Annotated in this window: 10 protein-coding genes; 6 read left to right on the top strand and 4 right to left on the bottom strand. The window is 45.6% G+C overall.

The genetic code is table 11. The features are described 5' to 3' along the window. Nucleotides 1-241 precede the first annotated feature (241 nt). Nucleotides 242-3,151, top strand: a complete 2,910-nt coding sequence (locus F0364_RS27005) for an FAD-binding and (Fe-S)-binding domain-containing protein (RefSeq protein WP_153800940.1) — start codon at nt 242-244, stop codon at nt 3,149-3,151. Between the two features lie 575 nt (nt 3,152-3,726). Here the strand turns inward: F0364_RS27005 and F0364_RS27010 are convergent. The 4 genes from F0364_RS27010 to F0364_RS27025 form a co-directional block, all read right to left on the bottom strand. After that, nucleotides 3,727-4,641 (bottom strand): COX15/CtaA family protein, encoded by a 915-nt coding sequence (locus F0364_RS27010; protein ID WP_153800941.1) that lies wholly within the window; start codon nt 4,639-4,641, stop codon nt 3,727-3,729. 406 nt (nt 4,642-5,047) lie between these two features. After that, on the bottom strand, nt 5,048-5,893 hold the full coding sequence (locus tag F0364_RS27015) for an endonuclease/exonuclease/phosphatase family protein (RefSeq protein ID WP_153800942.1): 846 nt from the start codon (nt 5,891-5,893) through the stop codon (nt 5,048-5,050). 55 nt (nt 5,894-5,948) lie between these two features. Further along, nucleotides 5,949-6,671 carry a hypothetical protein gene (locus tag F0364_RS27020; RefSeq protein WP_153800943.1) on the bottom strand — a complete coding sequence of 241 codons (723 nt, stop codon included), beginning with the start codon at nt 6,669-6,671 and terminating at the stop codon, nt 5,949-5,951. Next, a complete protein-coding gene (locus F0364_RS27025) occupies nt 6,664-7,353 on the bottom strand; it encodes an SDR family NAD(P)-dependent oxidoreductase (RefSeq protein ID WP_153800944.1) in 690 nt (229 codons plus the stop codon). Before F0364_RS27025 ends, F0364_RS27020 begins: the two co-directional genes overlap by 8 nt. Nucleotides 7,354-7,556: 203 nt before the next feature. Here F0364_RS27025 and F0364_RS27030 point away from each other — a divergent pair, with 203 nt between their 5' ends. From F0364_RS27030 to F0364_RS27050, 5 genes are all read left to right on the top strand, one after another. Continuing rightward, nucleotides 7,557-8,780 carry an aspartyl protease family protein gene (locus F0364_RS27030; protein ID WP_235921316.1) on the top strand — a complete coding sequence of 408 codons (1,224 nt, stop codon included), beginning with the start codon at nt 7,557-7,559 and terminating at the stop codon, nt 8,778-8,780. Nucleotides 8,781-9,067: 287 nt separating this feature from the next. Further along, complete coding sequence (locus tag F0364_RS27035; RefSeq protein ID WP_153800945.1) at nt 9,068-10,342, top strand: DUF2130 domain-containing protein; 1,275 nt, start codon at nt 9,068-9,070, stop codon at nt 10,340-10,342. 55 nt (nt 10,343-10,397) lie between these two features. Continuing rightward, entirely contained in the window at nt 10,398-11,915 is a 1,518-nt protein-coding gene (locus F0364_RS27040; protein ID WP_153800946.1) for an arginine deiminase family protein, read from the top strand. A 10-nt stretch (nt 11,916-11,925) separates the two neighbouring features. After that, on the top strand, nt 11,926-12,849 hold the full coding sequence (gene ctlX / locus F0364_RS27045) for a citrulline utilization hydrolase CtlX (protein WP_207632904.1): 924 nt from the start codon (nt 11,926-11,928) through the stop codon (nt 12,847-12,849). Nucleotides 12,850-13,361: 512 nt separating this feature from the next. Continuing rightward, on the top strand, nt 13,362-14,108 hold the full coding sequence (locus F0364_RS27050) for an MBL fold metallo-hydrolase (RefSeq protein WP_235921327.1): 747 nt from the start codon (nt 13,362-13,364) through the stop codon (nt 14,106-14,108). The last annotated feature ends 26 nt before the right edge of the window (nt 14,109-14,134 follow it).

Raw genomic sequence — 14,134 nt, forward strand, 5'->3', positions numbered from 1 at the left:
TCTCGGTTGTGCTACTACTCCGGCACAAAATCCGTGCTGCGATGGCCTCACCGGGGTAGCCGCTTCAATCCCTCACCCAAGGTGTAGCACGCTTTTATTTTGCAGGCGGGCCGCTAAGTTAACGGTTATGCCTGCCGGCACCTAAAAACCGCGGCCAATAAACCGCTATGTACGGTAAGCTGCTGCCAAAGCGGCAAAACAACTAAATTTGCCATCCTTATAAGAAAAAGCGAGCTACATAATGAACGACAAGTTGCGGCAGTTGGCCCAATCCCTGACCGGGGAATTGTATTATGATGACACCATGCGTATTCTTTATGCTACCGATGCATCTGCTTACCGCGAAATGCCGCTGGCGGTGGCCATCCCTAAAACAACAGATGACCTTAAACAACTGATAAGTTTTGCACATGCCAACCAAACTTCGCTTATACCGCGTACCGCAGGCACATCGCTGGCGGGCCAGGTAGTGGGCGCAGGCATAGTGGTTGATGTATCTAAATACTTTACGCAGATTATTGAACTGAATAAGGAGGAAAAATGGGTGCGGGTACAGCCCGGCGTTGTACGGGATGAGCTGAACATGTTCCTGAAACCGCACGGCCTTTTTTTTGGCCCGGAAACATCCACTGCCAACCGCGCCATGATTGGCGGCATGGTAGGCAACAACTCCTGCGGCTCTAACTCTGTAGTGTACCGCAGTACCAGGGAGCATTTGCTGGAAGTAAAAGCATTATTGAGTGATGGAAGTGAAGCGGAGTTTAAAACACTGGGCCTGGATGAATTTCATGCCAAGTGCGAAGGGGATAGCCTGGAAGCTTCTATTTACAGGAAGGTAAGGGGCATGCTGGGCAATTACGATAACCAGGCAGAGATAAGGAAGGAATTTCCTAAAAAAAGCATTGAACGCAGGAACACCGGCTACGCCGTAGATATGTTGCTGGATACGGCGCCTTTTACCGCCGGGGAACCCGACTTTAATTTTTGCAAACTGATAGCGGGTTCTGAAGGCACACTGGCATTGATTACAGAAATTAAGTTAAACGTGGTACCGCTGCCGCCCAAAGAGGCTGGGCTGCTGTGCGTTCACTTTAATACCATCGACGAATCTTTAAGGGCCAACCTTATAGCTTTAAAATATGCACCCAGCGCCAGCGAGTTGATTGACCATTACATACTGGAATGTACCAAAGACAACATAGAGCAACGCAAGAACCGTTTTTTTGTACAGGGAGACCCCGGCGCCATACTGGTGGTGGAGTATGCCCGCCAAACCAGGGAAGAAGTAATAGCTGTTGCCGCCCAGGCCGAAGCGGAAATGAGAGCGGCGGGGCTGGGTTATCATTTTCCGTTGCTGTTTGGAGAAGATACCAAGAAGATATGGACACTACGCAAAGCCGGCCTTGGCCTGTTGAGTAACCTGCCCGGCGATGAGAAGGCTGTACCGGTTATTGAAGATACCGCGGTGGATGTAAACGACCTGCCGGATTTTATCCGCGACTTTAACCTGGTGCTTAAAAAGCACAACCTTTATTCCGTACATTATGCGCATGCAGGCAGCGGTGAAATACACTTGCGGCCTATTATTAACCTTAAAACCAAAGAAGGCAACCAGCTATTCCGCACCATTGCAGAAGAAATTGCCACGTTGGTTAAAAAATACAACGGCTCCCTTAGCGGCGAGCATGGAGACGGCCGCCTGCGTGGAGAATTTATTAAGCAGATGGTAGGTGAAAAAAACTACCGCCTGCTAAAGGAAATCAAGCAAACCTGGGACCCGGCTAATATCTTTAACCCCGGTAAAATTGTAGATACACCATCTATGAACAGCATGCTGCGTTACGCACCAGGCCAGCAAACACCACGGTTCAATACCATTTTCCGTTACCCCAACCAGGATGTGCTGCAGCATGCGGAACAGTGTAATGGCTCCGGCGATTGCCGTAAGTCTCACCTCTCCGGCGGCACCATGTGCCCTTCTTTCATGGCTACCCGCAACGAAAAAGATACCACCCGTGCCAGGGCCAACATTCTGAGGGAATTTCTTACCAACTCCAACAAGGTTAACCGTTTTGACCATAAAGAGATTTACGAGGTGATGGATTTGTGCCTGAGTTGCAAGGGCTGTAAATCCGAGTGCCCTTCTAATGTAGACATGGGAAAGTTGAAGGCCGAATTTCTTCAGCATTACTATGATGCCAACGGTGTTCCTTTCAGGAGCAGGTTGATTGCCAACTTTAGCAAATCGGCCAAGCTGGGTGCAATTGCGCCAGGCCTCTACAATTTTGTAATGACAAACAAGGGCATCAGCACACTGGTAAAGAAAATGTCAGGCTTTGCTGTTAACCGCTCTATGCCTGCCATGTACAAAACCACGCTGCAAAGCTGGTACCGTAAAAACAAGCAGGGTGCTGCCGGCGGCAGGCAACTGTACCTGTTCTGCGATGAATTTACCAACTATAACGATACTGAAATAGGCATTAAAGCCATCCTGCTATTGCAAAAGCTGGGTTACGAAGTAACCATTCCCAGCCATGAGGAAAGCGGCAGGGCATGGTTATCCAAAGGGCTGGTACGGCAGGCTAAAAAAATAGCCAACAAAAACATTGAGCTGCTGGCTAATGTGGTAACAGAAGATAGCCCACTGATTGGAATTGAGCCTTCTGCCATTCTTACTTTCAGAGATGAGTATGTGGACCTTGCTACAGATGAAAACTATGAAGCAGCCAAAAAGCTGGCGAAAAATGTATTTACCATAGATGAATTCCTGGCCCGGGAAATTGAAAAAGGCAATATTGGCAAAGAGCAGTTCAGCACAGAAAAACGTATTATAAAACTTCACGGGCATTGCCAGCAAAAAGCATTGTCTTCTGTAGCGCCTTCTGTAAAAATTCTTTCCTTACCAGAGAATTATCAAGTTGAAAATATACCTTCCGGCTGTTGTGGTATGGCCGGTTCTTTTGGTTATGAGAAGGAACACTACGATATCTCTATGAAAATAGCGGAGCTGGTATTACTGCCAACAATACGTAAACAGCCCGAAGATGTTATTATAGCCGCACCCGGCACCAGTTGCCGCCACCAGGTGAAAGACGGCACCGGCAGAACAGCCAAACACCCCGTGGAGATTTTATACGAAGCGCTTAAATAGGCTTATGGGTACTCAAACTATTTCGCTATACTGCAAACAGGGTAAAAATGTGCAATTGCATTCTTTTACCTATCCAGGGTTGTAGTATTATGGGTGCGTGAATGTTTTTTAGGGGGGTGTCCCTCGTACCTCGGGCCGGGCTTTCCGCTATTACTCCGGCACAAGGCCCCGCTGCGAAGGCCTCACCGGGGTAACCGCTTCAATCCCTCACCCGAAAGACAGTTACCGGTTACAAGTTGCTGGTTACCGGTGTGTTGAGTGGGTGAAAGGTTGGTTATATTTTTTGATTGATGAAACGCCTGGTAAAATATTCAACATAGTATTAACCAGAATAAACTTATTACACAACCTGTGTTGTGGCGGAACACTTTGTGGGTAAAACATTGCCCGAAGGGCATAAATAACAATAGCCCCGGTTGCAAACCGGGGTTAAAGAATGAATCGTACAGCAACCCTGCAAGGGTTGAACCCCACGCGTATTCAACCCTTGCAGGGTTGGGCTATAAGGATGCGGTAACCCGGGTTTCATCGGTGCTATTACACAGTTTTATTCTGCTCATACTATCATGAACATGCTACTTAATTTTCAGCCTTACGTCAAGTAACTGAATAACAAGTAAACTGGCCATCAGCAAATGCGCAGGTTGCGCAAAAGCCGGCATATTTAACCCGGCCAATATTAACCCCATGGCAATGGTAAGCAATACAGAAACCAGGATAAATACGCCTTTGCGCTGTACCTGCTTATAACCAAGGGACAGCCAGAAAATACCAATACACAATACAGCCACCAGCCATGCCATAATTTTGTGCAGGGTAAAATAATGGTCAAGGCGGGCTATCCAGGTTTCTCGCCGGGTGTACAACAGTGGTTTGGCTATTTCATCTATTTGCTCCCGCACTTCGGTGCCCAATACAATTTGCGCCAGCAATACCAGCAATGTTACCAGCGTTAACCATTTTAAACGTTTGTTGCTTAGTCTTTCCTGGCGCTTAAGCAGGTGTATAATGATTAATGGTATAGCCGCAATTACCAAAGCTACCAGCATGTGCGTGGTTACTTTTACTACAGCAAGGTTAGCATCAACTACCTTTTTGCCCAGCCAGCCCTGGAACCCTGTTGCCAGTAACAACAATAACGACAGCCAGAAAATTTTACGGTTGGTTTTAGAGTATTTTCTAAAGCTCCAGACGGTATGGATAAAAATCCAAACACCCAGCAAAGCGCCCAGCAAGCGGTTAATGTATTCAATCCAGGTATGGTAAGCATTAAAGGTATGGTCAATATCCTGCTGCTTCAGGTATTTTTCAAAATAAGGGGGCAACTGGCTGGCATCTGTAGGCGGTACCCACCTGCCAAAGCAGCGCGGCCAATCCGGGCAGCCCATACCGCTTTGCGTGGTGCGTACTACGCCGCCGGCAAGTATTACTAAAAAAACAAATACCAATACAAATCGTGTGTAGCGTATAAAAGCGGTATGCGTATTCATAAACGCTGCAAAGGTATTGGGGTAAAGGCAAGTATGCTTCAATAAAAAGAGGCAGATTTTATGAGCATGTTATTGAGCGTTTCAGTACAATAATCAACAGGCGTCACTTTTGGGTGAGGGATTGCAGCGGATACCCCGCTGAAGCCTTCGCAGCCCGGCCCTGTGGCGGAGTATGAGCGGAAAGCCCGACCCCTTGCGTAGCTTGGGGGCACCCCCAAGTACGATTTGCGAAGTACGAAGTACTTACTTATGTTAGATGTTAGATGTGGGATGTACGATGTAAAACAAGTACGATTTAGGATTTACGAAGTACCTGTAATATGTTAGATGTACGATGTGGGAAGTACGATGTAAACACGTACGAAGCACATAACCACTTAAGATGTTAGGTTTACAACTTAAACACCTATATAACCACCCTTGCAAAAACGGGAAAATGGTCTGATGAAAAACGCCCCTGCCATGTTTGCGAAAGTGTGGCGTGCTGCAAAACCTGTACGCCATTCCTGATAAAAATATGGTCAATAGGTTCGTTGCCCAGCTCCTTTTCTTTAAAGCCGGTAAAAGTTCCCTGCGGCCCATAGTGTGGCGTTTCGCTGATGGCCTTGCTGTCAGTTAACCGGTTAGGGTTATTGCTGTCGGTAATAATTTTTATCGGCTCGTCTGATGGGCGGGCATTAAAATCGCCGGTGATAAAAGCAGGCGTACTGCCGGCAATTTCTTTTACTTTTTGCAACAGCAGTTTGGCGCTTTCGGCCCTTGCCTGCTGGCCACGGTGGTCAAAATGCGTATTGAAAGCGTAGAAGGTTTTATTGGTTAGCCTGTCTTTAAAAAGACACCAGGTTACCAGCCTTGTTATATCGGCATCCCAGCCTTTGGAGCCTGGCACTTCCGGTGTTTGAGACAGCCAGAAAGTGGCGCCCTTTATCCAAAGCAGGCGGGTAGTATCGTAAAAAATAGCGCTGTATTCGCCGGCGGTTTTACCATCATCACGGCCTACACCAAAGTATTTAAACGCGGGCAGGCGCTGCAGCAGGTCCTCCATCTGGTCGTGCAGGGCTTCCTGCACACCCAAAAGATTGGTTTGATGAAACAATACCTGGGAGGCAGCATTGTCCTTACGGTAAGGCCAGGCATTTAGGCTGTCACCCGGGTTGTTGTAGCGGATATTAAACGTCATTACATTCAGCGGCGCCTGTGCAAAGGCATTTGCGCAAATAATCATCAGCAAACAAAAGAAAATGTTTTTCATGCGCTAAAAGTAGGGCAATAATGAACATTTGCAGCGAGCCTGGTTTATGTATATGTTAATAATCGGGGTTGTGCCCATAAACGCCAGGCATCATACGTATATAGCGTTTAACAGTGGCCGGGCTCATGTATCGTTCATTTTTATCAACACTACTGTTTTCTGTAGCCTCAGTTTGTTCGGCGTTGCCAAATTGTTTTTGTATAAACCTGCTCCAGGCCAATAGCTGGTAACCCAGGCCATGAGCTATGCACAGGCTGTCTGTAGCAAACTCAAACCTGTTCATATATGCCCGGGATAGATGGCCAATACCTGTTCTTATGAATCTGCCAAAACCACCGTTGACAAAGTAGGACACATGACTAAGCTCGTGCCCAATTACGCCAATACGGGCGTTATAATCCATGTACTTAATGAGTATTGGCGACAGAAATGCATTGCTGGAATCGCTGATGGTAATTATATATTTTGCCTTGCTGCCTTTTCTAAAAATGCTGAAAAATCTCGGCTTAGCAGCCAATGGAGAAATATAGTGCCTGTATTCAAACCTGATATATGTTTGCCTAAGCTCCGGAAAATAAGACAATGCTACCAGTATTGGCCTGGCAAGCGCTGCCGGAATTTCTTTATTAGCGCCAAATTCTTTTGCAAGTGTAGCACTGTCTTCTGCTAATAATGCATTTTCAGCAAATTGCTTAACTGGCTGTTGTGCCGATGCGTAATGCGCATTTTGTAAAAGCCATACAATCAGTATCGGGATTAGCAACCTTACCTTAAGCATTGTTATACACCTTAAGTACTGGTTCACGCAACGTTTGGCCGTTATCGCCAACAACAAACTCCAGTATGCCCGCAAGTGCTGCAGGGGTAACCCAGTTATCAAAACCGGCATTGGGCATAGCTTTGCGGTTGGCCGGCGTATCAATGGTTGAGGGAGCAACTACAACCGCGGCCACATTTTTTCCTTTAGCTTCTTCGTTCATTATTTCCGCCAACCTAAGCAGTAAAGATTTGCTAAGCGTGTACGCCAGCATGCTTTTGCCCAGGGCGGTATTAATGGCCGGGCGGGAGCCTATGAATACAATACGCCCATTGCCATGCTGCAGCATGTGGCTGAACAAAGGCCGGGCTACATGATATGCAGTATTAAAGTTTAACGCTACCTGCTTTTGAATATCATCCGATTTTGTATCTGCTATGCTGCCCATGGCAAAGCCGCCGGCAAGCAGTAAAGCGGCATCAATGTTTTTGTATTTGTCAATGTTGTTTTGCACAAACGCCGCGGTTTGCTGTTCGTTGCTTAAATCAACCACCTGCACGTCCAGCAGGCTATGCGGCTCCAGTTCTCTCTTTTTTTCTTCGCCTGACACGGTTGCGATAACCTGGTAGCCTTTATTTAAAAACTCTTTTACCACGGTAGTTCCAAGCCCGCCGCCTGCGCCTGTTATAATAACTGTCTTCATACTGTTTACTGTTTATAAAGAAGAATGGCTAAGCTACAAAACAATGCCCATTAAAGAGGTGTTCAAACACAGTAGGGGTTCACTTTAAACCTGTGTTACACGAGGGCCAGGCTGCAATTTATTTTATCAGCGGCATTGGCTGAAAATGATATTGTTGTAATTTCAGATAATATCTTATTTAACGAAGAATCAAAAGCACAAGCGTGGCAGGAAAGGAAAGGTTTATACATATAACAATAGCCCGGCTTCAGTTGCTTATATTAACGATAGCTTGTCTGCCTGTGGTATTACCAGCACAGGAACAGATATTGCCTGCCCCCGCTCAAAAGCTTACTACCCTCCCCTTTTACCAGATTACCGGCGGCATTATCATTATTCATGCCTTGTTGGATAACTATAAAGACACTTTAAACTTTGTGCTGGATACCGGCAGCGGCGGCATATCGCTTGACTCTTCTACCACAGAATACCTGGGCGTTAAAAAAGAAATGAGTGATAAAACAGTACGCGGCATTGCAGGTATGCGTACTGTTGAATTTGCTTACAACCACACACTAAAATTAAAGGGTCTTGATGTGGAGAGGCTTGATTTTCATGTAAACAATTACGACCTTCTTTCCAGCACCTATGGTGTAAAGATTGATGGCATTATCGGCTACAGTTTTTTGCGCCGTTATATCGTTGCCATAGACTACGATAAACTGGAAATAAATGTATTTGCACCCGGCACCTACAAGTATCCCCGCGGCGGGTTTATGCTAAGGCCCAGGTTTGGCACCATACCAATACAAAACGTGATGGTAAAAGATGAAAACGCTTTTGATGCACGCTATTACTTTGATACCGGCGCCGGGCTTTGCATGCTGCTGTGCGAGGAAATTGTAAAAGACAGCGCACTGCTTAAGCGCAAAAGGAAATTTTATACTACACAGGCGGAGGGCCTGGGCGGTAAAAAAAGCATGCAGCTTACGGTTATAAAGCAGGTAAAGCTGGGCCCTTATAAGTTCAGGAATGTGCCTGTGTACGTTTTTGATGACGAGTTTAACATTACATCGTACCCCATGTTGGGCGGCCTTATTGGCAACGATTTGCTGCGCAGGTTTAACACCGTTATCAATTATCCTGAAAGGGAAATTCACCTTAAGCCCAATACACATTATACAGACTCTTTCGACTATTCTTATGTGGGCATGAGCGTATATATGATAAATGGCCTTATTACCATTTCCGATGTAATAAAAGATTCCCCTGCCGATAAAGCCGGCCTTAAAGATGGCGACATCATTTTCGGCATTGACAATAACCTGTCCGGCAATATACAGGTGTACAAAGCCATGCTGCAAAGCGCCGGTAACAAACTTAAAATAATTGTTATACGCAATGGGGAGTTTGTAACCGTGCAAATGAAAGTGCGAAGTATTTACTGACGTAATATTTGGGGCTTTCGGCTGCAATAACTTTGTTGAGGCTGTGGTACCGGCTTTCCGCTGCAAGTCCTCGCCACTCGTACCTCGTGGCTGCGGGCTTTCCGCTTCAATCCGGCAGCCATTCAACTGCAGGATTTCTTCCAGGCAAAGCATCCGTTACTATTCAGCCAACCAACAAAAAAGAGCATTGTGCCCGGGCTTAACCATTGAAGCATATTAGCTGCTGTTTAACCACTCTGTAACTTTGAAGCATTTCTGCCTATCTTGTCAAAAAAAATACAGCGGCAATGGCTACAATGATCAAATGCCCCAACTGCGGCCATGAATTTCCTTTGGAAGATGCGCTAAACGATGAGTTGAAAGAGAATATTGAAAAGGAAAAGCAGCAGTTGCGGCAGCAGATGATGGATTATAAAAAATCCAAGGAAGATGAACTGCGAAAAAAGGAAGAAGAATATGTAAGGTTGCGCCAGCAACAGGAAGAATTGTACAATAAAAAACTGGATGAAGAACTGAAAAAGCGCAACCAGCAACTGGAAGAAAACATTCGCAGGAACATTACCGCCGATTATGAAAACCGCCTGAAACTTTTACAGGAAAACGCCAGCGACAACGAAGAGAAATTGAAGGAAGCCCGCAAAAGAGAACTGGAGTTTTTACAGAAGGAACAAGAGTTGAAAAACCGGGAAGCAGAGCTGGAACTGAATGTACAGCGCAAGCTGATGGATGAGCGGGAAAGGCTGAAGCAGCAATTGCAAAAAGAAGAGCAGGAACGCCTTGGCCTGAAAGAACAGGAACACCAGTTGCGCTTAAAAGAACTGGAAAAGCAACTGGAAGACCAGAAAAAACTGGCGGAAGAAATGCGCCGCAAGGCGGAACAGGGCAGCATGCAGTTGCAGGGTGAAGTGCAGGAACTGCTGCTGGAAGAAATTCTGCAAACCACTTTTCCCTTTGACGAGATAAAAGAAGTGGGCAAGGGCGTACGCGGTGCGGATTGCATACAAACCGTACGCAACAAGTTTGGCAGCGAAGCCGGAAAAATTATCTATGAAAGCAAACGCACGAAGGACTTTAGCAACGACTGGATTGAAAAGCTGAAAGCAGACATGCGCAGCCTGGGCGCCGATGTAGCCATTATTGTTACGCAGGCTTTGCCAAAAGATATGGAACGGTTTGGCGAGAAAGACGGCGTGTACATCTGCACTTTTACCGAAGTGCGGAGCGTGGCTTTGCTGCTGCGCAATGCCCTGCTTAAAATTGCTGACTTCAAAAAAAGTGAGGAAAACAAGGGGGATAAAATGGTGATGCTGTACGATTATCTCATCAGCAACGAGTTTGGCGAACAATGGAAAGCCATTCGTGAGGGTTTTATGAGTATGAAGCTAAGCATTCAGAAAGAGCGGGATGCGATGGAGAAGCTCTGGAAAGCAAGGGAGAAGCAACTGGAGAAAGTGTTGCTGAACGCCGCACATATAAAAGGTTCTATTGAAGGCATTGCCGGCGCTGATGCCGTTAATCTTAACCTGCTGGAAGATACCGGTGACAGCCTGCTGGAAAATTAAACCCGGCGGCTTGTACGTAACTTGCAATAATACATTACAAAACAAAAGCAGATTTATGCCGCAGAATGCCATACATGTAACCTCAGAAATAGGTACCCTGGAAAGATTGATTATACACAGCCCCGATGGCGGGATTGGTAAAGTGGTACCCAGCAAATTCCAGGAGTGGCTGTACGATGATACCGTTTACCTGGACAATATGCGCCGTGAGTACAACGAATACATTAAGGTATTGCTATACTTTCTTGATCCTGAGAAAATTGAATACATACGCGGGTTTGAACGTAACCATGATGGCCAGAAGCAAATGGATTGCTTTATACCCGGAAGCCCGCATTACTTTAACAGCGATAAAGTGCTGGATACACAACACCTGCTGGCCAAAGTGCTGGAGCAGGATGAAGTGCGTACAAAAATTATTTCGGCGGTTTGCGCCTGGGAGGGCTGCAGCTTCAGCACAGAAAAAAAGCTGCATGCGGTGGAAGACACACATGAGCTTGCCAAAGTACTTATTAGCGGCGTGATGCCCGTTGCCGGCAAAAAGCATGGGCAATTTGTATTTCAGCCATTACCCAATTTTATTTTTACCAGGGACATCGGCATAACCCTGCACAACCACCTGCTGCTTAGCAATGCTGCTACCGCGGCAAGGGAAAGGGAATCTCTGCTGATGAAATTTATCTCTTACTACCATTTGTTTAAAAACAACCAGGACGGCATAATTGAAATATCAGAATCAAGCCAGTTCTTTTTGCTGAATGAAGAAGAGCAGCGAAATTTTAAAACCTCTGTAGAAGGCGGCGATGTGATGATGATTTCCAAGGGGCACCTGCTGATTGGCATAAGTGAACGTACTACTGCCAGCGCTGTTAACGAAATTATACATGCCATTTTTAAAAACAGTGCAGTGGGTATTGATAAGATAACGGTTATTAAAATACCCCGCCACAGGGCACAAATGCATATTGATACGGTGTTTACCCAGGTAAGCTGCAATACATGGGTATTGTTTGGCAAGTTCTCAGAGTTGTTAAACAAGGTAAAGAATGAAAACCGCTATTCGTATTACCACGATTTAGATGACAGCGATGCCAAGCAAACTTTTGAACTGGTGGAAGTATTCCGTTACCAGAAGGCTCTGACAGAAGCCTATGATGCCGGCCGCAACTACCAGGTTGACATTTCAGCAAAAGTTACAGGCCTTGAATCTTTACTGCGCAACATAAGCCAGGAAGATTTTGGTATACCTGGAGATGAGGTAAAAATTATCTACAGTGGCAATAATGTTTTTCCTTATGATGAGCGTGAACAATGGACAGACTCCTGTAACCTGCTGGCTTTAAAAGATGGCGTTGTGGTTGGTTACGACCGCAACCCGGAAACGCTAAAGGGCTTTGCCGCCAATGGGTATAATATACTTAAAGCCGCTGAGCTTTTTGATTTGTTTGACAGGAAAGCTTTAATGCCGGAAACAATAAAAGATACCTTAATATTGCTGCCGTCCGGCGAGTTGTCACGGGCAAGGGGCGGGGCCCATTGCATGAGCATGCCACTGTTAAGAAAAGACTTTTAAATAATTACCTATGAGTTTAATTGCATCAACCATATTAATGGTACGGCCGGCCTGTTTTGGTTACAATACCGAAACCGCGGCCAATAATGTTTTCCAGTCGCAGGTGGCGCATGGCTCTACTAAAGAAGTGCAGAAAGCAGCGGTAGAAGAGTTTGACGAGTTTATAAAAACACTGAAGAAAAATAAGATTGATGTAATAGTTATACAGGACACACCGATGCCGGTAAAGCCTGATGCGGTGTTCCCCAACAACTGGTTTAGCACCATGCCGGGCGGCAAGCTGATTGTGTACCCTATGTTTGCCATAAACCGCCGAATTGAAAAAAGGGATGACCTGTTACAGCAGTTGCACCATGAGTATAAGGTTACAGACTTCCAGGACTGGAGTGAATTTGAAGCGGAGGGGTTTTTCCTGGAAGGTACAGGCAGCATGATAATAGACCACAACAGCAAACTGATATTCGCCTGCCTGTCTGACCGCACACATAAATCGCTGCTGGATAAATTTGCGGCAGCGCATGGTTACAGGGCGGTATCGTTTAGCGCAACAGATGAAAAAGGATCGCCGGTTTACCATACGAATGTTATTATGCACCTGGGTGAAAGTTATGCGGTAATTTGTCTTGACAGCATTAAAGATGGCGCAGAACGAATAGGCGTGCAGCAATTGCTGATAGCATCGGGCCATGAAGTAATACCCATAAGTTTTGAACAGGTAAGGGCTTATGCCGGCAATATGCTGCAGGTAAAAAACAGCGCAGGCAAAAAGATAACCATATTAAGCAAAAGTGCCTATAAAAGCCTTACCAAAGAGCAAAAAGAAATTCTTGAAATACACACGGATTTGTTACCTATTGATATAAGTACTATCGAAACAATTGGCGGTGGCAGTGTGCGTTGCATGATGGCTGAAATATTTTTAGAGAAGAAGTAGTTGCAGCATCCAAAGGATAAAATTTGTAAATGAATTTTTGGAGCCAGGCTTTATAACAACTATTTGGCGTTCCTTGCGTCGCACTCTTCAACGCTTTGTTCATTATTGATCAAATTACCGCCGCCATTAATTTTATTCCTTGCAAAGTACAGTTGCCGCACCACTGCTTTTTTATGCATTCGGCAGCGGGTTGCACTTTGGGTGAGGGATTGCAGCGGATACCCCGGTGAAGGTCTTGTGTGCCGGCTCTTGTGCCGGAGTATGAGCGGAAAGCCCGACCCCTTGCGATAGCTTGGGGGCACCCCCAAGTACGAAGTACTTACTTATGTTAGATGTTTGATGTGGGATGTAAGATGTAATGGAAATGTTAGATGTTTGATGTGGGATGTAAGATGTAAACAAGTACGATTTGCGAAGTACAAAGCATGAAATATCTGTACTGCAAGATGTGGGATGTACGATGTATAAGCTATATGAGAAGACTTGATTTTTTGATGATATAAACAGTATGGATGATGAAGATTATTCCTTTATCGGAGGGTTCGTTTACAATTGATAAGACCAAGATTTTTGTGCCTTTTAACGAGGACAATGATAACCTGCAAAGCCGGCCTGTGGGCAGCCTGCTGGTAGAAGTGCAACCTTTTGTGGTAGTTACTGAAAAAGATGTGTTGCTGCTTGATACCGGGCTTGGATTTGGAAAAAGGGGGGAGCTGCAATTGCATGCTAACCTGAAAGCAAATGGTATTGACCCGGCCAGCATTACCAAAGTGTTGATGACGCACCTGCACAAAGACCATGCTGGTGGCGTAAGCAGAAAAGATAACCTGGGAAATTATCATATTTCTTTTCCTGAAGCCACCTATTACATTCAGAAAAGAGAGCTTGATTTTGCTTTTGACACAGGTTTTCCATCGTTTATGACCGAGGAGCTGTCTCTACTGCAGCATAGCAGCAATGTTGTGCTGCTTGAAGAAGACAAGGGCAGCATTGACAATTATATTACTTATGAAGTAACTGCCGGCCACAGCCCATACCACCAGGTGTTTTGGATGAAGGATAGTAGTGAAACGATTTTTTTTGGGGGTGATGATGCACCCCAGTTGCAGCAAATGAAAAGCCGTTTTGTAGCCAAGTACGACTATGACGGCAAGAAGTGCATGCAGTTAAGGCAACAATGGTGGGAAGCGGGTAGAGCAGCGGGCTGGACATTTCTTTTTTATCATGATATTGCAACGCCTTTTATTAAACAGGCATAAAATAAAAGCGGGGTTTGTTTAAATAC

Source organism: Foetidibacter luteolus, from assembly GCF_009650435.1.
GTDB lineage: Bacteria > Bacteroidota > Bacteroidia > Chitinophagales > Chitinophagaceae > Foetidibacter > Foetidibacter luteolus.